Source organism: Pseudomonas sp. Ors-4-3C, assembly GCF_055755035.1.
The window spans coordinates 5,604,897-5,622,448 of record NZ_CM146900.1 but is presented as its reverse complement, the minus strand read 5'-3'; the positions used below and the strand labels follow the sequence as shown (position 1 = coordinate 5,622,448).

Annotated in this window: 18 protein-coding genes; 8 read left to right on the top strand and 10 right to left on the bottom strand. The window is 62.3% G+C overall.

The window, feature by feature from the left end:
* Window positions 1-3: 3 nt before the first annotated feature.
* Window positions 4-207 carry a twin transmembrane helix small protein gene (locus ACVHNU_RS25505; RefSeq protein WP_003220344.1) on the bottom strand — a complete coding sequence of 68 codons (204 nt, stop codon included), beginning with the start codon at window positions 205-207 and terminating at the stop codon, window positions 4-6.
* A gap of 70 nt (window positions 208-277) precedes the next feature.
* Here ACVHNU_RS25505 and ACVHNU_RS25500 point away from each other — a divergent pair, with 70 nt between their 5' ends.
* The 5 genes from ACVHNU_RS25500 to ACVHNU_RS25480 are packed head-to-tail and all read left to right on the top strand — an operon-like array spanning window position 278 to window position 4,186.
* Window positions 278-1,018, top strand: a complete 741-nt coding sequence (locus tag ACVHNU_RS25500; RefSeq protein ID WP_473018529.1) for an SURF1 family protein — start codon at window positions 278-280, stop codon at window positions 1,016-1,018.
* Window positions 984-1,577: a hypothetical protein gene (locus tag ACVHNU_RS25495; protein ID WP_473018528.1), complete on the top strand. Its 594-nt coding sequence runs from the start codon at window positions 984-986 to the stop codon at window positions 1,575-1,577. Before ACVHNU_RS25500 ends, ACVHNU_RS25495 begins: the two co-directional genes overlap by 35 nt.
* Window positions 1,578-1,587: 10 nt before the next feature.
* Complete coding sequence (locus tag ACVHNU_RS25490) at window positions 1,588-2,667, top strand: COX15/CtaA family protein (protein ID WP_103483958.1); 1,080 nt, start codon at window positions 1,588-1,590, stop codon at window positions 2,665-2,667.
* On the top strand, window positions 2,655-3,554 hold the full coding sequence (cyoE, locus tag ACVHNU_RS25485) for a heme o synthase (RefSeq protein ID WP_003220336.1): 900 nt from the start codon (window positions 2,655-2,657) through the stop codon (window positions 3,552-3,554). The genes ACVHNU_RS25490 and cyoE overlap by 13 nt, the downstream gene beginning before the upstream one ends.
* Entirely contained in the window at window positions 3,551-4,186 is a 636-nt protein-coding gene (locus ACVHNU_RS25480) for an SCO family protein (RefSeq protein ID WP_226500689.1), read from the top strand. The genes cyoE and ACVHNU_RS25480 overlap by 4 nt, the downstream gene beginning before the upstream one ends.
* A 172-nt stretch (window positions 4,187-4,358) precedes the next feature.
* On the opposite strand, the gene ACVHNU_RS25475 is transcribed toward ACVHNU_RS25480, so the two are convergent.
* From ACVHNU_RS25475 to ACVHNU_RS25465, 3 genes are all read right to left on the bottom strand, one after another.
* Window positions 4,359-5,132, bottom strand: a complete 774-nt coding sequence (locus ACVHNU_RS25475) for a MetQ/NlpA family ABC transporter substrate-binding protein (protein WP_473018527.1) — start codon at window positions 5,130-5,132, stop codon at window positions 4,359-4,361.
* 78 nt (window positions 5,133-5,210) lie between these two features.
* Window positions 5,211-5,885, bottom strand: a complete 675-nt coding sequence (locus ACVHNU_RS25470) for a methionine ABC transporter permease (RefSeq protein ID WP_003220331.1) — start codon at window positions 5,883-5,885, stop codon at window positions 5,211-5,213.
* On the bottom strand, window positions 5,885-6,892 hold the full coding sequence (locus ACVHNU_RS25465) for a methionine ABC transporter ATP-binding protein (protein ID WP_027610230.1): 1,008 nt from the start codon (window positions 6,890-6,892) through the stop codon (window positions 5,885-5,887). Before ACVHNU_RS25465 ends, ACVHNU_RS25470 begins: the two co-directional genes overlap by 1 nt.
* A 260-nt stretch (window positions 6,893-7,152) precedes the next feature.
* Here ACVHNU_RS25465 and katE point away from each other — a divergent pair, with 260 nt between their 5' ends.
* Complete coding sequence (gene katE / locus ACVHNU_RS25460) at window positions 7,153-9,294, top strand: catalase HPII (protein WP_473018526.1); 2,142 nt, start codon at window positions 7,153-7,155, stop codon at window positions 9,292-9,294.
* 95 nt (window positions 9,295-9,389) lie between these two features.
* On the opposite strand, the gene ACVHNU_RS25455 is transcribed toward katE, so the two are convergent.
* Genes ACVHNU_RS25455 through ACVHNU_RS25440 form a run of 4 tightly spaced genes read right to left on the bottom strand, consistent with a single transcriptional unit; the run spans window position 9,390 to window position 12,189 of the window.
* Window positions 9,390-10,103, bottom strand: coding sequence for a PA5502 family lipoprotein (locus ACVHNU_RS25455; protein WP_003220324.1), 714 nt, complete (start codon window positions 10,101-10,103; stop codon window positions 9,390-9,392).
* A 37-nt stretch (window positions 10,104-10,140) separates the two neighbouring features.
* Window positions 10,141-10,929 (bottom strand): zinc ABC transporter permease subunit ZnuB, encoded by a 789-nt coding sequence (gene znuB, locus ACVHNU_RS25450; RefSeq protein ID WP_003220321.1) that lies wholly within the window; start codon window positions 10,927-10,929, stop codon window positions 10,141-10,143.
* Window positions 10,922-11,707: a zinc ABC transporter ATP-binding protein ZnuC gene (znuC, locus tag ACVHNU_RS25445; protein WP_473018525.1), complete on the bottom strand. Its 786-nt coding sequence runs from the start codon at window positions 11,705-11,707 to the stop codon at window positions 10,922-10,924. Before znuC ends, znuB begins: the two co-directional genes overlap by 8 nt.
* The gene (locus tag ACVHNU_RS25440) at window positions 11,707-12,189 is read right to left on the bottom strand and encodes a Fur family transcriptional regulator (RefSeq protein WP_473018524.1); all 483 of its coding nucleotides are present in this window, start codon (window positions 12,187-12,189) and stop codon (window positions 11,707-11,709) included. Before ACVHNU_RS25440 ends, znuC begins: the two co-directional genes overlap by 1 nt.
* Before the next feature lie 66 nt (window positions 12,190-12,255).
* On the opposite strand from ACVHNU_RS25440, the gene ACVHNU_RS25435 reads away from it, so the two are divergent.
* Window positions 12,256-13,176, top strand: coding sequence for a zinc ABC transporter substrate-binding protein (locus ACVHNU_RS25435; protein ID WP_473018523.1), 921 nt, complete (start codon window positions 12,256-12,258; stop codon window positions 13,174-13,176).
* Between the two features lie 126 nt (window positions 13,177-13,302).
* On the opposite strand, the gene ACVHNU_RS25430 is transcribed toward ACVHNU_RS25435, so the two are convergent.
* Window positions 13,303-14,256 (bottom strand): homoserine kinase, encoded by a 954-nt coding sequence (locus ACVHNU_RS25430; protein WP_473018522.1) that lies wholly within the window; start codon window positions 14,254-14,256, stop codon window positions 13,303-13,305.
* Between the two features lie 61 nt (window positions 14,257-14,317).
* Complete coding sequence (locus tag ACVHNU_RS25425; RefSeq protein ID WP_003220313.1) at window positions 14,318-14,614, bottom strand: DUF2782 domain-containing protein; 297 nt, start codon at window positions 14,612-14,614, stop codon at window positions 14,318-14,320.
* Window positions 14,615-14,688: 74 nt separating this feature from the next.
* Between ACVHNU_RS25425 and polA the strand changes: the two genes are divergently transcribed.
* A complete protein-coding gene (gene polA, locus ACVHNU_RS25420) occupies window positions 14,689-17,493 on the top strand; it encodes a DNA polymerase I (RefSeq protein WP_473018521.1) in 2,805 nt (934 codons plus the stop codon).
* The last annotated feature ends 59 nt before the right edge of the window (window positions 17,494-17,552 follow it).

Sequence of the window (17,552 nt, the reverse complement as noted above, 5' to 3'; positions counted from 1 at the left end):
TGATCACCAAGGCGCGTGCGACACCAGTTGGCCGCTGTAGAAGCCCCAGGCGATCAGGCCGACGGTGGCCGCGGCCAATGCCACCCGAACACTCAAGGCGATCACCAGGCGATTGGAACTGCTGTCGTCCTTGACCAGGAAAAACAGGCCGCTGAACAGGCTGATCACCGTGGCAATCAGCAGCAGGACGATGGCTGCTTTGAGCATGGGAAGACTCCGGGGGACAGGCGATGCAGTTGAGTATAGCGATCGCGACGACTGACTTTGTGGCACGGCCATGAAGCGCTTCCGGCCGGGCGTGATACCGACCGTGGTGGTGGCGTTGCTGTTGCCGCTGCTGGTGTCGCTGGGTTTCTGGCAACTGGGCCGGGGGGCGGAGAAAACCGCCCTGCTCGCCACTTATGCCGAGCGCCGCGCGGCTGATCCGATGGCCAGCAGCGAATTGCTGCACAGCGCCGACCCGGCCTTTCGCCGCGTGCATCTGTACGGCCAGTTCGATGGCGCCCACAGCCTGCTGCTCGACAACCGCCAGCGCAACGGCAAGGTCGGTATCGAGCTGCTGCAACCGTTTCAGGATCGGGCCACCGGCCAGTGGCTGCTGGTCAATCGCGGCTGGCTGCCATGGCCGGATCGCCGGGTGACGCCGCAATTTGCTACCCCCACCGACGCGGTCAACCTGGATGCCTGGGTCTACGTCGCCCCCGGCGCGACCTTCCAGTTGCACGCCGACCCGGCCAGCAGCATCTGGCCGCAAACGATCACCGCCGTCGAGCCGGCCAAGCTGTGGAAAACCCTCGAACGCGACGGCTTCGCCTACGAACTTCGTGCCGAACCCGGCCCCGCCAGCTATGAGGCCGACTGGCCGGTTGTCGCCATGGGCCCGGAAAAACACCTTGGATACGCCGTGCAGTGGTTCGCCATGGCCACCGCCCTGCTCGGCCTCTACCTCTACCTTGGATTGCACAACGCAAAGGAGAAACACCATGGGAACGGCCATGAATCCACCCAGCATGTCTGAGGCGAAAACCCCGGCCACCCGCCGCCGCGGGCGGATTCAGCTGCTGCTGATTCTGCTCGGCGTGGTCGGCCCGATGGTGCTGGCGACCGGCATGTACAAACTGCAGTTCTGGGTACCGGAAGGTCGCAGCTACCACGGCGAACTGATCGGCAACGGCCAGACCCGCGCCGACCTCGGCGTACAAGCCGATGACCAGCGCTGGCAGATGCTGGTGACCGCGCCGAAGGATTGCGCGGTGGACTGCCAGCAACTGGTGTACCTCGCCCGGCAGATCCAGATCGGCCTCGGTCGCGACGCCGGTCGCGCCAGCCACGCCCTCGCCGCCGCGCAACCGTTGAGCGCCGACTACGAGGCCAAGCTGACCCGCGAATATCCGCAGCTGCAACGTTATCCACTGGACAGCGCTGCGTTCAGCAAGACCACCGGCGACAAGGCCACGCCGCAACTGTGGATCATCGACCCCCACGGCAACCTGGTGCTGCGCTACGACCCGAGTGTCAAAGGCAAGGATCTGCTCAACGACCTGCGCCACCTGCTGAAACTGTCGAACATCGGATAAGGGCATCGTCATGGCCAAACCTGGATTTCGCCTCGCGTTGTTTGCCACCCTGCTGGCACTGATCGTCGTGCTGCTCGGCGCCTACACCCGCCTGACCCACGCAGGCTTGGGCTGTCCGGACTGGCCGGGCTGTTACGGTTTTATCAGCGTGCCGAAAAGCGAAGCCCAACTGGCGCATGCCGAGCTGCATTACCCCGACTCGCCGGTGGTGGCGCACAAGGGCTGGAACGAGATGATCCACCGTTACTTCGCCGGCACTCTCGGCCTGCTGATTTCGATTCTGGCCGGACGCGCCTGGGTCAATCGTCGTCATCCGGGGCAGCCGCTGAAGCTGCCACTGTTTCTGCTGGCCGTGGTGTTCGCCCAAGCGGCGTTCGGCATGTGGACGGTGACGCTCAAGCTCTGGCCGCAAGTGGTCACCGGGCATCTGCTCGGCGGTTTTGCGACATTGAGTCTGCTGTTCCTGCTGACCTTGCGCCTGTCCGGCGTGCTGCCGGCGCTGACCGTGCCCAAACGCTTGCAGTACTGGGCGACGGCGGGGCTGCTGCTGGTGATCGGCCAGATTGCCCTCGGCGGCTGGGTCAGCTCCAACTACGCGGCGGTGGCCTGCATCGACTTCCCGACCTGCCACGGTCAATGGCTGCCACCGGCGGACTTTGCCAACGGCTTTCACCTGACCCAACACATCGGCCCCAATTATCTCGGCGGCCAACTCGACAGCGATGCGCGCACGGCGATTCACCTGACCCACCGCATCGGCGCGCTGCTGGTGACGATCGTCCTGCTCGGTCTGGCCTGGCAACTGAAAGCCGTCGGCATGACCCGACTCGCCGGGCTGGTGCTGGTCGCCCTCGGCGCACAGATCACCCTCGGTATCAGCAACGTATTGTTCCATCTGCCGCTGCCGGTGGCCGTGGCCCACAACGCCGGTGGCGCAGCGCTGCTGCTGACCATGGTGTTGGTCAATTATCACGCGCGCACCAGTCTGGTTCGGGTCAAACAGCCGGTGCTCGCCCGCTGGCGCCTCAGCCCGCGTAAACACGTGGCGGCGCCCATCACCATTAAAGGAGAAACGCCATGGCGCTTCTGATCGGCGAACGTCCCGCGCAAGCGCTGTGGCGTGACTATCTGGAGCTGACCAAGCCGAAAGTGGTGGTGCTGATGCTGATCACCTCGCTGGTCGGCATGTTCCTCGCGACCCGCGCCGGGGTGCCGTGGACGGTGCTGGTGTTCGGCAATCTGGGGATTGCGTTGTGTGCCGGCGGCGCGGCGGCGGTCAACCATGTGGTCGACCGGCGCATCGATGCGGTGATGGCGCGCACGCACAAACGGCCGTTGGCCGAGGGCCGGGTTTCACCGGCAGCGGCGCTGACCTTTGCGCTGGTGCTGGCGCTGCTCGGGCAGGCGATGCTGCTGACCTTCACCAATGCGCTGACCGCGTGGCTGACCCTCGCTTCGTTACTCGGCTACGCGGTGATCTACACCGGTTTCCTCAAACGCGCGACGCCACAGAACATCGTCATCGGCGGTCTTGCCGGCGCCGCTCCTCCGCTGCTCGGCTGGACCGCCGCCACCGGCCATGTCAGCGCCGAACCGTTGCTGCTGGTGCTGATCATCTTCGCCTGGACCCCGCCGCACTTCTGGGCGCTGGCGATCCATCGAAAAGAGGAATACGCCAAGGCCGATATCCCGATGCTGCCGGTGACCCACGGCGAGCACTACACCAAGGTGCATATTCTGCTGTACACCTTCGCGCTGCTCGCGGTGAGCCTGCTGCCGTACGTGATTCACATGAGCGGCGTGCTCTACCTGATCTGCGCCCTCGCGCTGGGCGCAAGGTTTCTGCAATGGGCCGTGGTGCTGTACCGTGGCACTCGGCCGCACGCGGCGATCAACACCTTCAAGTACTCTATTTATTACTTGTTCCTGTTGTTCATCGCCCTGCTCGTAGACCACTACTTACTGTTGAACCTATGACTCGAACCCAGAAAACCGTCTTCATCCTCGTCGCCGTGATCGCGCTGATCCTGGGACTTACCGTCAACAAAGTGCTGAGTGGCAAGGGCCAGGGCGACCCCACCGCGCTGATCGACGCCGGCATCATCCTGCTACCGCAGAGCCGCACGTTGCCGGGCGTGACCATGACCAATCAGGACGGCCAGCCGGTCGCCATCGACGAGTTGAAAGGCAAGTGGAGCCTGCTGTTTTTCGGCTACACCTTCTGCCCGGACATCTGCCCGACCACCCTCGCCCAACTGCGCCAGATCAAGAGCGAGTTGCCCAAGGATGCTGTGGATAAACTGCAGATCGTGCTGGTCAGCGTCGACCCGAACCGCGACACCCCGCAGCAGTTGAAGCAGTACCTGGGTTACTTCGATCCGCAGTTCGTGGGCCTGACGCCGAAGTCGATCGAAGAACTGCAGAAGGTCGCCAATGCGGTGAGTATTCCGTTCATTCCGGCGGACACCAGCAAGCCGAATTACACCGTGGATCACAGCGGCAACCTGGCGGTGATCGGCCCGGACGGCACGCAGCGCGGCTTTATTCGGGCGCCGCTGAACAACGCCAAACTGGTGGCGCAGCTGCCGGTGATGCTTAACCGCAAGTAACACCAACAGAGATCACCTGTGGGAGCGGGCTTGCTCGCGAATGCAGTGGGTCAGATAAGGAAATGTTGGCTGACACACCGCATTCGCGAGCAAGCCCGCTCCCACAAAGGCTGTGATTCAAACGAAAAAGGGGCGCATTCAATGCGCCCCTTTTTCGTTGCAACAACCCAAATCAGAACGCCGGCAATACCGCGCCTTTGTACTTCTCGGTGATGAATTTCTTCACTTCCGGGCTGTGCAGCGCAGCAGCCAGTTTCTGCATCGCGGCGCTGTCCTTGTTGTCGGCACGGGACACCAGGATGTTGACGTACGGCGAGTCGTTGCCTTCGATCACCAGCGCGTCCTTGGACGGATCGAGCTTGGCTTCCAGCGCGTAGTTGGTGTTGATCAGCGCCAGATCGACCTGGGTCAGCACGCGCGGGATGGTCGCGGCTTCCAGTTCACGGATTTTCAGGTCTTTCGGGTTCTGCGCGATGTCTTTCGGGGTCGACAGAATGTTGGTCGGATCCTTCAGGGTGATCAGGCCAGCCTTGGCCAGCAGCAACAGCGCACGGCCGCCGTTGGTGGCGTCGTTCGGGATCACCACGTTGGCGCCGCTTGGCAGGTCTTTCAGATCCTTGATCTTGCTCGAGTAGGCGCCCAGCGGCTCCAGGTGCACCCCGGTCACAGCCACCAGGTTGGTGCCCTTGGCCTTGTTGAACTCATCGAGGTACGGCTGATGCTGGAAGAAGTTGGCATCCAGGCGCTTCTCGGCAACCTGTACGTTCGGCTGGATGTAGTCGGTGAAGACCTTGACCTTCAGCTCCACGCCTTCTTTGGCCAGGGCCGGCTTCACGAATTCGAGGATTTCCGCGTGCGGCACCGGGGTGGCGGCAACGGTCAGGGTTTCTTCTGCGTGCGCGGAAAAGGCAGCAACGGCAGCGAGGGCAACGATCAGTTTTTTCATTCAGCTAACTCCTTATAAGGCGCCCGTGTGGCGCCTGCCAGCGAATGGCCGGCTCATCTCTTGATTTACAAAAACCGGTTATTTGCGCGAAAAATGCACGACCAGTCGGTCGCCGACCATTTGCAGCACTTGTACCAGAATCAACAGCAACACCACGGTGACGATCATCACGTCAGTCTGGAAACGCTGGTAGCCGAAACGGATCGCCAGGTCACCCAGACCACCGGCGCCGACCACACCGGCCATCGCCGTGTAGGACACCAGAGTAATCGCGGTCACCGTAATCGCTGCGAAGATGCCCGGACGGGCTTCCGGCAGCAAGGCGTTCATGATGATTTGACGGGTAGTCGCGCCCATCGACTGGGTCGCTTCGATGATGCCGCGATCGACTTCACGCAGCGCGGTTTCCACCAGACGCGCGAAGAACGGCGTCGCACCCACCACCAGCGGCGGAATCGCACCGGCCACGCCCAGCGAAGTGCCGGTGATCAGCACGGTGAACGGGATCATCACGATCAGCAGAATGATGAACGGCAGCGAGCGCAGGATGTTCACCGCCAGCGACATGAAGGCGTAGAGGCCACGACTTTCCAGCAACTGACGCGGGCTGCAGAGGAACAGCAACACGCCCAACGGCAAGCCGAGCAACACGGTGAACAGCAGCGATCCGCCAAGCATCAGCATCGTGTCGCCGGTGGCCAGCCAGATTTCGTACCAGTCGATATTGGTGAAGAAACTCATCAGGGCTTCCATTAACGCAGCACCTCCATGTGAACGTCAGCGGCGGTGAAGCGGGCGAAGGCCGCTTCCATGTCGCCACCGGTGACGGCGAGGGTCAATTGCCCGTAAGGAATGTCTTTGATGCGGTCGATGCGACCGGCGAGGATGCTGTAGTCGACCCCGGTTTCCCGGGCAACGGTACCGAGCAACGGCGCGTAGGTTGCTTCGCCCTGGAAGGTCAGACGTACGATGCGACCCGGCACGTGAGCGAAGTCATCGCGCTGTTCACTTTCGTCGATCTGCTCGCTTTCCTGGACGAAACGCTTGGTGGTCGGGTGCTGCGGATGCAGGAACACATCGGCCACCGAGCCTTGCTCGACGATCACCCCGGCGTCCATCACTGCCACCTGATCGCAGACGCGACGGATCACGTCCATCTCGTGGGTGATCAGGACGATGGTTAGCTTCAGTTCGCGGTTGATCTCGGCCAGCAGTTGCAGGACCGACGCGGTGGTCTGCGGATCGAGGGCACTGGTGGCCTCGTCGCACAGCAGGATCTTCGGCTTGGTCGCCAGGGCGCGGGCGATGCCGACGCGTTGTTTCTGACCGCCGGACAATTGTGCCGGGTACTTCTTGGCGTGATCGGACAGACCGACCCGCGCCAGCAACTCGGCGACACGCTGATTGATCTCGCTGCTCGACAGCTCGCCCGCCAGGGTCAGGGGCAGCGCGACGTTGTCGGCCACGGTCTTGGAGGCGAGCAGGTTGAAGTGCTGGAAGATCATCCCGACTTGCTGACGGAAGCGCCGCAGGCCGTTGGCGTCCAGCGCGGTGACTTCTTCGCCGTCGACGATGATCTTGCCGCCGCTGGAGTCTTCCAGGCGATTGATCAGACGCAGCAGGGTACTTTTTCCCGCACCGGAATGGCCAATCAGGCCGAAGACCTGACCATTTTCAATCGAAAGACTGGTCGGGTGCAGGGCGGGGATGTCCTTACCGGCGACGCGGTAAGTTTTGTGGACGTTTTGAAACTCGATCACGTAGCGAACCTTGTGGGGCGCGTTAGAAAAGGATCAGCGGTTAGCCGGGCGCGCATTTTAGCCTGTCCGTATAGAGGTTCTTAGCATTTATTTCGCAATTAACCTTCGATTTGGCAATAACAAGATCAAAGGTCATAAAAAAGGAACGCCCATTCCTGCTCATTGGTCACTAGTTAAGCGACTTGAAACCCTGGGTAACCGTGCCCGGAAACGCTCAAGAGTCCCCGTTGAAACGGGGTCAACCGAGGAGTTTACGTCTGATGAGCAGCAAGAAACCTACGACCGACAAAAGCCAACTGGCCGGAACCGATACCAAGGATCGCGCCAACACCAACGCCAAACTCGACAGTCTGGAGAAGTTTCGCTCCGACGCCACCGGCCAGGCCCTGCGCACCAATCAGGGAGTGAAGGTCGCCGATAACCAGAACACCCTCAAGGCCGGTCCGCGCGGGCCGTCGTTGCTGGAAGACTTCATCATGCGGGAAAAGATCACGCATTTTGACCATGAGCGAATTCCGGAGCGCATCGTTCACGCGCGCGGTACTGGCGCCCATGGTTTCTTTCAGGCCTACGAGAACCATTCGACGCTGACCAAGGCCGGCTTCCTGCAGGACCCGGGGAAAAAGACCCCGGTGTTCGTGCGTTTTTCCACGGTGCAGGGGCCGCGCGGTTCCGGCGATACCGTGCGTGACGTACGCGGTTTCGCAGTGAAGTTCTTCACCGACGAGGGCAACTTCGATCTGGTCGGCAACAACATGCCGGTGTTTTTCATTCAGGACGCGATCAAGTTTCCCGACTTCGTCCACGCGGTAAAACCCGAACCGCACAATGAGATCCCGACCGGCGGCTCGGCCCACGATACGTTCTGGGACTTCGTTTCGCTGGTGCCGGAATCGGCGCACATGGTGATCTGGGCGATGTCCGACCGGGCGATCCCGAAAAGCCTGCGCAGCATGCAGGGCTTTGGCGTGCACACCTTCCGCCTGGTCAACGCCGAGGGCAAATCGCGCTTCGTCAAATTCCACTGGCGCCCGACCGCCGGCACTTGCTCGCTGGTGTGGGACGAGGCGCAGAAGCTCGCCGGTAAAGACACCGACTACCACCGTCGCGACCTCTGGGAAGCCATCGAGATGGGCGACTACCCGGAATGGGAGCTGGGTGTGCAGATCATCGAAGAGGAAAACGAGCACGACTTCGATTTCGACATCCTCGACCCGACCAAGCTGATACCCGAGGAGATCGTGCCGATCATCCCGCTGGGCAAGATGACCCTGAACCGTAACCCGGACAACTTCTTTGCCGAGACCGAGCAGGTCGCGTTCTGCCCGGGCCATATCGTGCCGGGGATCGACTTCTCCAACGATCCGCTACTGCAAGGCCGGCTGTTTTCCTACACCGACACGCAAATCAGCCGACTCGGTGGGCCGAACTTTCATGAGCTGCCGATCAACCGCCCGGTCGCGCCGTTCCACAACGGTCAGCGCGACGCGCAGCACCGCACGGTGATCGACAAGGGGCGCGCGTCCTACGAACCGAACTCGATTGATGGCGGCTGGCCGAAAGAGACCCCGCCAGCCGCGCAGGACGGTGGTTTCGAGACTTATCCGGAACGCATCGACGCCGCCAAGATCCGCCAGCGCAGCGAATCGTTCAGCGATCACTTCTCGCAGGCGCGACTGTTCTTCAACAGCATGAGTGACCATGAGAAGGAACACATCATTGCCGCCTACAGCTTCGAGCTGGGCAAGGTTGAGCGCGAGTTCATCCGTGCGCGGCAGGTGAATGAGATTCTCGCCAATATCGACCTGGAACTGGCCAAACGTGTCGCGGCCAACCTCGGGCTGCCGGCGCCAAGCAAAGGTACGGTCGAGGTGCGCAAGACTTCGTTCGATCATTCGCCAGCGCTGAGTCAGGCCAATCTGCTGCCAGAGAACATCAAAACCCGGAAAGTGGCGATTCTTGCGGCGAACGGCGTCGATGGTGCGGCAATTGATGCCATGAAGAAGGCATTGGCAGCGGAAGGTGCCCACGCCAAGCTGCTCGGCCCGACTTCGGCACCGGTGAAGACGGCCGACGGCAAAGCCCTGCCGGTGGACGCTTCCATGGAAGGCATGCCTTCGGTGATCTTCGATGCGGTGTTCGTGCCCGGTGGCGCGGCGTCGATCAAGGCGTTGAGCGCTGACGGTGTGGCGTTGCACTACCTGCTGGAGGCGTACAAGCACCTGAAGGCGATTGCGCTGCACGGCGAGGCCAAGCAGTTGCAGGATCTGCTGAAGCTTGAAGCGGATGCGGGGTTGCTGCAGGGCAAGGATGTGCCGGGGTTGACCAAGCCGTTCTTCGCGGCGATCGGGCAGCATCGGGTTTGGGATCGCGAGCCTAAGGCCAAAGCCATTCCAGCTTAAGGAAACTGGCTGCCTGAGAGGACGCCTTCGCGAGCAAGCCCGCTCCCACAGGGTTCACGCTGGACCTGTGGGAGCGGGCTTGCTCGCGAAGCTTTTCAGGGTTTAGCTGGAATCAGAACCATCTGCGCCGGCACCGTGCGCAGAATCTGCTTCTCAATGCGCAACTCGAAATCCGGATTCAGTTTCTTCACCCGCTTGCTCAGCAGAGTCGCCAGCCAAGGGTAATCCTGAGTGCGCGGTGCCTGAATGCTCACGGCACATTCGTAATTCACCACATCGGCGGCGATCGCGTCGAGTTGCCGGCGAAGTTTGCGGCTATCGTTGATGTTCAGCGCCACCGTGGTGCTTTCGGCAGTCGGATCGATGACCTTGGCTTTCGGTTTGGCTTCGGCCGCCAGCAGCGCCGCTTCGGCTTTCTCCAGCTCGGCTTTACGGGCTTCGGTGATCGCGCCGTTTACGCCACCGGTCAGCGCCGGGGCCTTGGGCATCAGGGCGCGAGCACGGCTCAGTGCGGTCGCTGCCGCGTTCACATCACCTTTCTGCAACACGATCTGACTGCGGCGCAGGTAGGCCTCGGCCAACTGGCGCTGGTACTGCTCGAGCGACTGATCGTTGGGGTTCTGTGCCTGCAAGGCGGCCAATTGGTCTTCGGCGGTGGCCAGTTCGCTGCTGGCCAGGCTTTGCTCCAGCTGTGCGATGGCCGTGGCCCGCGCGTCGGGGGCTTCGGCCACCGGCGGCGTGCTTTGGCAGGCGCCCAGCAGCACGGAAAATGCGACAAGGAGCAGATAACGGGAGGCGAACGGCTTCATTCCTGCGACTCTCTATTTGCGCAAAAAGCGAGCAAGTCTACACCCCTCGACGGGGCAGAACAAAACTCAGCAGAAACAGTGCGGCTGCCGTCACAACGATTGACGGCCCCGCCGGGGTGTCCTTGAACCATGACAGCGCCAGCCCGCCACACACGGCGAGCATGCCCAGCAGGCTCGCGCCCAGCGCCATCTGCTCCGGCGAACGGGCGTGACGTTGTGCCGCAGCCGCCGGGATGATCAACAGCGAAGTAATCAGCAACACACCGACGATTTTCATCGCCACCGCGATCACCACCGCGATCAACAGCATCAGCGCCATGCGCAGACCCGCCACCGGCAGGCCTTCGACCCTGGCCAATTCCTCATGCACGGTAATCGCCAGCAGCGGCCGCCACAGCGTCACCAGCAGCACCAGCACTGCCGCGCTGCCACCGAGGATCCACGCCAGATCGGTCGGGCTGATCGCCAGCAGGTCGCCGAACAGATAGGCCATCAGGTCGATCCGCACTTCATGCATGAAGCTTAGTACCACCAGGCCAAGAGAGAGCGTACTCGGCGCGAGAATCCCCAACAGCGTGTCCGACGCCAGCGGCTGGCGCTGTTGCAAGGTCACCAACAGCACCGCCAGCAGCAGGCAGCCGACGGTCACCGCGACTGTCGGGCTGACGTCCAGCAGAAAGCCCAAAGCCACGCCCAGAAGCGCAGCGTGGGACAGGGTGTCGCCGAAATAGGCCATGCGCCGCCAGACCACGAACGAACCCAATGGCCCGGCCACCAGCGCCAGCGCCAGACCTGCAAGCAGGGCATACAACAGAAAATCAGCCATGCTTGCAGTTGTCTCCGTGAACGTAGGTGTGGCCCGCACCGGGCGCCTTGACCACTGAACCGTGCAGGTCATGGGCGTGGTCGTGATGGTGGTGATAGATCGCCAGGCTCGGCGCATTCTTGCCGAACAGCTCGACGAACGCCGGATCGCCGCTGACCTGCTCGGGGTGCCCGGAGCAGCAGACGTGGCGATTCAGACAAACCACCTGATCGGTGGTGCTCATCACCAGATGCAAATCGTGCGAGACCATCAGCACGCCGCAACCGTGACGGTCGCGCAGGCGAGTGATCAGGCTGTACAGCTCGGCCTGGCCGGCGACATCCACGCCCTGCACCGGCTCGTCGAGCACCAACAATTCCGGCTCGCGCAACAGCGCCCGGGCCAGCAGCACACGCTGCATTTCGCCGCCGGAAACGGTCTGCACCGGGCTGTCGATAACGTGCTCGGCACCGACTTCCTTCAGCGCAGCCAGCGCACGCGGGCGATCAACACCCGGCACCAGACGCAGGAAACGCAGCACCGACAGCGGCAAGGTCGGGTCGACGTGAAGTTTTTGCGGCATGTAGCCGACACGCAGTTTCGGCTTGCGCCACACGCTACCGCTGTCCGGCTTCAACAGCCCCAACACGGCGCGCACCAGGGTGGTCTTGCCGGCGCCGTTGGGGCCGATCAGGGTAACTATCTGCCCCGGTTCGACGCTCAGCTCGATGTTGTCCAGCACGGTCTGCCCGGCAAAAGTGACGGCTACGTGCTCAAGACGGATCAACGGGTTGCTCATCAAGCCCCCTGGCAACCAGAGCACAGGCCGACCACTTCGACGGTCTGCGCTTCGACGATGAAACCGACATCCTTGGCGCTGTTGATGATCGCGTCGCTGATGGCTTTCTGTTCCAGCTCAATGGCGGCGTGGCAGTCGCGGCAGATCAGGAACTGGCCCTGATGCGCATGCTCGGGATGCACACAACCGACGAAGGCGTTGAGCGAGGAGATGCGGTGCACCAGGCCGTTTTCCAGAAGGAAATCCAGCGCACGATAGACGGTCGGCGGCGCGGCGCGGCGGCCGTCCTGCTCGCTGAGCACCGCCAGAATGTCGTACGCGCCCAGCGGCTTGTGGCTCTGCCACACCAGCTCCAGCACCCGCCGGCGCAACGCAGTCAGGCGCAGGCCTTTCTGGGCGCACAAGTTATCGGCCTCGGTCAGTGCGCTGTGCACGCAATGAGAGTGGTCGTGTGGACGGCTGGCAATCGGTGTAATAGGCATGGGCGGCGACGAGTTTTGATAGAGACGTTATTATGTTACCCGTTCTCGCCTCCTTGAGTGGTCATCGTGTCCCGACTTTTTTCTGTTTTTGTGGCGTTTATCGCCAGTTTTCTGCTGATCGGTTCGGCTCAGGCCGAGGTCAAGGTCCTCACCAGCATCAAACCTTTGCAGCTGATTGCCGCGGCCGTGCAGGACGGCGTGGCGATTCCCGAAGTACTGCTGCCGCCGGGCGCGTCGCCGCATAACTACGCGCTGCGCCCGTCCGACGTGCGCAAGGTGCAATCGGTGGATCTGCTGTACTGGATCGGCCCGGACATGGAAGGTTTCCTGCCACGGGTGCTCAACGGTCGTACGCTGCCAAGCGTGGCCGTGCAGGATCTGCCGGGCATGAAGCTGCGCCGCTTCGCCGAAGACAGCCACTCCCACGCCGAAGACGCCGACGAGCATGACCACGATCATCGCCCAGGCACACTGGACGCGCATTTGTGGCTATCGCCGGTCAACGCGCGGGTCATTGCCGAGAAAATGGCTGCCGACCTCAGCGCAGCCGATCCGGCCAACGCCGAACGCTATCAGAACAACGCCAAGGCTTTCGATGAGCGCCTCGACGCACTGGATGCACGCTTGAAGAAGCGCATGGCTGATGTCGAGGGCAAACCGTACTTCGTGTTCCACGAAGCGTTCGATTACTTCGAAGACGCTTACGGCCTGAAGCACACTGGCGTGTTCAGCGTGGCCGCCGAAGTCCAGCCGGGCGCGCAGCATGTCGCCGCGATGCGCAAGCGCCTGCAGGAAGTGGGCAAGACCTGTGTGTTCAGTGAACCCCCGCTGCGTCCGCGCCTGGCGGAAACCCTGGTGGCAGGCCTGCCGGTGAAGCTGGCGGAGCTGGATGCCCTGGGCGGCTATACGCCGGCGACAGCTCAGGGGTACGAGCAGGTGCTGGAGAAGCTGGGCAACGATTTGGCCGGGTGCCTGGAATCGTTGTAAGCCCACAAGACCTGTGGCGAGGGAGCTTGCTCCCGCTTGAGTGCGCAGCACTCACAAAATATGGCTGACTGCCAGAATTTTGGGGCCGCTTCGCAGCCCAGCGCGAGCAAGCTCGCTCGCCACACTTTAGAGAGCGAACGGCAGCGGCGTATGTACCTGCTGCCGCTGCGCCAAACGCTGCTCGAACTCCTGCGGATCGTGAATCAGCACGTCCTGCCCGGCAAACTGCTCGGCGGCGATCAACCGCGACAGCCAGAACCGCACACACGCCACGCGCAGCATGGTCGGCCATAGCTCCGCTTCAGCGGCCGTGAACGGACGCAGCGCCGCATAGGCACCGAGGAATGCGCGGGCACGCGGCCCGTCAATCAGGCCTTGCTCGTCCGAACACCAGTCATTCAAGGCAATCGCCACGTCGTAGAGCATCGGCCCCGAGCAGGCGTTGTAGAAGTCGATCAACCCGGTCAGGTGCGTGCCTTCGAACATCGCGTTGTCGCGGAACAGATCGGCGTGGATGTTGGCCCGTGGCAGCGCGAGAATTCTGTCTTTCTGCAGGGTGATTTCTTCCAGTGCCTTGTGCAGCAACGCACGCGGCTCGTCACTCAGGTGCGAAAGAAACTCGGTGCCCTCCTCCAGCATCCAGTCCAGGCCACGGTCGGTCTTGCGTTTGATCATGCGCTCGCCCTGGGTCGCCAGGTGCAGATGCGCCTGCAACTCGCCGACCTGCGCGCAATGCTGGGCGTTGGCGACCTTGATGTGCTTGCCGGACAGGCGCGGCTGCAGCAGCGCCGGTTTGCCCTTGAGCTCACGCAGCGCCACGCCGTCAGTGGTGCGCAGCGCGTAGGGCACCGGCAGATCAGCCTCGTGCAGCACGTCGAGCAGGTCGATGAAGAACGGCATTTCCTGCACCGGGCCGCGTTCGACCAGGGTCAGGACGAACTCGCCCTGCTCCAGGCTGATAAAGAAATTGGTGTTTTCGCTGCCGGCGGCGATCCCCTGGAAATCAAGCAGACGGCCGAGCCCGTAAGGGGCGAGAAAGGTTTCCAGCTCGGGCCGAGCCAGGGGGGTGAACACAGACATGGTTAAAAACTGCTCAGTTCGGGCGCCGCGATCAAGCGGCGCCGATTAAAAGTCGGGAATCTTACTTCCAGGTAAAGATTTCCCACGACGGAATCAGCATATCCGGCTGGTCGGAACGGATGTAGTTCGCGTCCGAACCATCGGCGCGCACCAGGAAATACGGTTTACCGCCCTTCGGCGTGACCTTGATCGCATAGACGAAGCCACTGCGGCTGTATTCCTGAATGACCTTGTCGCCTTCGGTGTGCGTGTTAATGGTAACTTCCGGCTCCTTTGACGGCGCATCATCCGCCGCGATCGCGGCCAGCGGTGAGACAGCAATCAAACTGACCAGCAGCAAGCGATTTAACGTACGCATGATAACCTTGTCCCTTTGTCGTCAACGGTCCCGCTATTCTAGCGCCGGGCCCGCCGAAAAGGTTGATTCTGCTCATGAGCCAAGCCCCCCTCGTCCTGGTGGACGGTTCGTCTTACCTGTACCGCGCGTTCCATGCACTGCCACCCCTGACCACCTCCAAAGGCCTGCCGACCGGCGCGGTCAAAGGTGTGCTGAACATGCTCAAGAGTCTGCGCAAGCAGTACCCGGACAGCCCGTTCGCCGTGGTCTTCGACGCCAAGGGCGGGACGTTTCGCGATGAGATGTACGCCGAATACAAGGCCAACCGCCCGAGCATGCCCGACGACATGCGCGTGCAGATCGAGCCGCTGCACCAGAGCGTGATCGCCCTCGGCTTCCCGCTGCTGTGCGTGGAAGGCGTCGAGGCTGACGACGTGATCGGCACCCTGGCCCGCAGCAGCGCGGCGGCGGATCGTCCGGTGATCATCTCCACCGGCGACAAGGACATGGCGCAACTGGTCGACGGTCACATTACCTTGGTCAACACCATGTCCGGTAGCTCGATGGACGTGGAGGGCGTGAAGGAGAAATTCGGCGTCGCTCCCGAGCAGATCATCGATTATCTGGCGCTGATGGGCGATTCTTCCGACAACATCCCGGGCGTACCGGGCATCGGCCCGAAGACCGCTTCCGGCCTGCTGGTCGGGGTCAACGGTGGCCTCACCGAGCTTTACGCGAATCTCGACATCGTGCCGACCCTGCCGATCCGTGGGGCCAAGACGCTGCCGGCCAAGCTCGAAGAGCACAAGGAGATGGCCTTCCTCTCCTATCAACTGGCGACCATCAAGGTCGACGTGCCGCTGGACATCGGCCTCGACGACCTGCAAATGGGCCCGGAAGACCCGGCCAAGCTCTACGAGCTCTACACCCTGCTGGAATTCAAGAGCTGGCTGAATGATCTGGATCGCGACGCCAAGCGCCAGGAACTGAACGCGGCCGCCGAGCCTGCGCCGGCTGGCGATCTGTTCAGCGCGCCTGAAGCCGAAGCGCCAGCCGCTCCCGCTGAAGCCGCTTACGAAACCATCCTCGATCAGGCGCGTTTCGACGTCTGGCTGGAGAAACTGAACAACGCCAAGCTGTTCGCCTTCGACACCGAAACCACCGGCATCGACGCGCAACAGGCGCAACTGGTCGGCCTGTCGTTCGCGGTGCAGGCCAACGAAGCGGCGTACATTCCGCTGACCCACTCCTACATCGGCGTGCCGGAGCAACTGGATCGCGACACAGTGCTGCGCGCGCTGAAGCCGATTCTGGAAGACCCGAACAAACTCAAGGTCGGCCAGCACGCCAAGTTCGACATGAACATCCTGGCCAACTGCGCCATCGGCGGCGATCAGAGCCAAGGCATCAACGTGCGCGGGATCGCCTTCGATACCATGCTTGAGTCCTACGTGCTCAACTCCACCGCGACCCGCCACGACATGGACAGCCTCGCGCAGAAGTACCTGGATCACACCACCGTGAGCTTCCAGGACATCGCCGGCAAAGGCGCCAAGCAGCTGACCTTCGACCAGATCGCCCTGGAACAGGCCGGCCCGTACGCCGCCGAAGACGCCGACATCACCTTGCGCCTGCACCAGACCCTGTTTGAAAAACTCAGCGCAATCCCGAGTCTGGCCAGTGTGCTGACCGACATCGAGATCCCGCTGGTGCCGGTGCTGGCTCGCATCGAGCGTCAGGGCGCGTTCGTCGACGCCGAGCTGCTCGGCATCCAGAGCATCGAGCTGGGCAACAAGATGGTCGCGCTGGAGCGCGAAGCATTCGAGATCGCCGGGGAAGAATTCAACCTCGGCTCGCCGAAGCAGTTGGGCGTGATCCTCTACGAAAAGCTCGGCCTGCCGGTGCTGAAGAAAACCGCCAAGGGCCAGCCATCGACCGCTGAGGAAGTGCTGGCCAAGCTCGCCGAGGATGATCACCGTCTGCCGAAAGTGCTGATGGAACACCGCTCCATGAGCAAACTGAAAAGCACCTACACCGATCGCCTGCCGGAGCAGATCAACCCGCGCACCGGGCGTATCCACACCTCGTACCACCAGGCCGTGGCTTCTACCGGGCGCCTGTCCTCCAGCGATCCGAACCTGCAGAACATTCCGGTGCGAACCGCTGAAGGCCGGCGTATCCGTCAGGCATTCGTTGCGCCAAAGGGCTACAAACTGCTGGCGGCGGACTATTCGCAGATCGAACTGCGGATCATGGCCCACCTGTCCAAAGACGAAGGCTTGATGAACGCCTTCCGCAACAACCTGGACGTGCACACCGCGACCGCCGCTGAAGTGTTCAAGGTTGAGCTGAATGAAGTGACTTCCGACCAGCGCCGTGGCGCCAAGGCGATCAACTTCGGCCTGATCTACGGCATGGGCGCGCAGAAGCTCGGCAAGGACATCGGCGTCGACACCAAGACCGCCAAGGCCTACATCGACACCTACTTCGCCCGCTACCCGGGTGTGCGCGAATACATGGAGCGCACCCGCAAGCAGGCCGCTGATCAGGGCTATGTCGAGACCTTCTTCGGTCGCCGCCTGTATCTGCCGGAAATCAACTCGAACAAGCCGCAGGAACGCGCTGCGGCCGAGCGCACGGCGATCAACGCGCCGATGCAGGGCACCGCCGCCGACATCATCAAGAAAGCCATGGTGGCGGTGGATAACTGGCTGGCGGCTTCAGGGCTGGACGCCAAAGTCATCCTGCAGGTGCACGATGAACTGGTGCTGGAGGTTCGCGAGGATCTGGTCGATCAGGTCAGCCAGGAAATCCGCCTGCACATGAGCGAAGCAGCGAAGCTGGACGTGCCGTTGCTGGTGGAAGTCGGCGTCGGCAACAACTGGGATGAAGCGCACTAAGGCATCTGGCCCGGGCGTTTGCCGCGACACCGTCGCGGCAAACGCCCGAAGCGCGCTTA

Bases quoted from the DNA above. Each gene is read 5' to 3' on its own strand.
- ACVHNU_RS25470 (WP_003220331.1), bottom strand. From the start codon at position 5,885: ATGGAAGCCCTGATGAGTTTCTTCACCAATATCGACTGGTACGAAATC.
- znuC (WP_473018525.1), bottom strand. From the start codon at position 11,707: ATGAGCAACCCGTTGATCCGTCTTGAGCACGTAGCCGTCACTTTTGCC.
- ACVHNU_RS25430 (WP_473018522.1), bottom strand. From the start codon at position 14,256: ATGTCTGTGTTCACCCCCCTGGCTCGGCCCGAGCTGGAAACCTTTCTC.
- ACVHNU_RS25440 (WP_473018524.1), bottom strand. From the start codon at position 12,189: ATGCCTATTACACCGATTGCCAGCCGTCCACACGACCACTCTCATTGC.
- ACVHNU_RS25505 (WP_003220344.1), bottom strand. From the start codon at position 207: ATGCTCAAAGCAGCCATCGTCCTGCTGCTGATTGCCACGGTGATCAGC.
- ACVHNU_RS25500 (WP_473018529.1), top strand. From the start codon at position 278: ATGAAGCGCTTCCGGCCGGGCGTGATACCGACCGTGGTGGTGGCGTTG.
- ACVHNU_RS25480 (WP_226500689.1), top strand. From the start codon at position 3,551: ATGACTCGAACCCAGAAAACCGTCTTCATCCTCGTCGCCGTGATCGCG.
- ACVHNU_RS25455 (WP_003220324.1), bottom strand. From the start codon at position 10,103: ATGAAGCCGTTCGCCTCCCGTTATCTGCTCCTTGTCGCATTTTCCGTG.
- katE (WP_473018526.1), top strand. From the start codon at position 7,153: ATGAGCAGCAAGAAACCTACGACCGACAAAAGCCAACTGGCCGGAACC.
- ACVHNU_RS25475 (WP_473018527.1), bottom strand. From the start codon at position 5,132: ATGAAAAAACTGATCGTTGCCCTCGCTGCCGTTGCTGCCTTTTCCGCG.
- cyoE (WP_003220336.1), top strand. From the start codon at position 2,655: ATGGCGCTTCTGATCGGCGAACGTCCCGCGCAAGCGCTGTGGCGTGAC.
- polA (WP_473018521.1), top strand. From the start codon at position 14,689: ATGAGCCAAGCCCCCCTCGTCCTGGTGGACGGTTCGTCTTACCTGTAC.
- znuB (WP_003220321.1), bottom strand. From the start codon at position 10,929: ATGGCTGATTTTCTGTTGTATGCCCTGCTTGCAGGTCTGGCGCTGGCG.
- ACVHNU_RS25425 (WP_003220313.1), bottom strand. From the start codon at position 14,614: ATGCGTACGTTAAATCGCTTGCTGCTGGTCAGTTTGATTGCTGTCTCA.
- ACVHNU_RS25495 (WP_473018528.1), top strand. From the start codon at position 984: ATGGGAACGGCCATGAATCCACCCAGCATGTCTGAGGCGAAAACCCCG.
- ACVHNU_RS25490 (WP_103483958.1), top strand. From the start codon at position 1,588: ATGGCCAAACCTGGATTTCGCCTCGCGTTGTTTGCCACCCTGCTGGCA.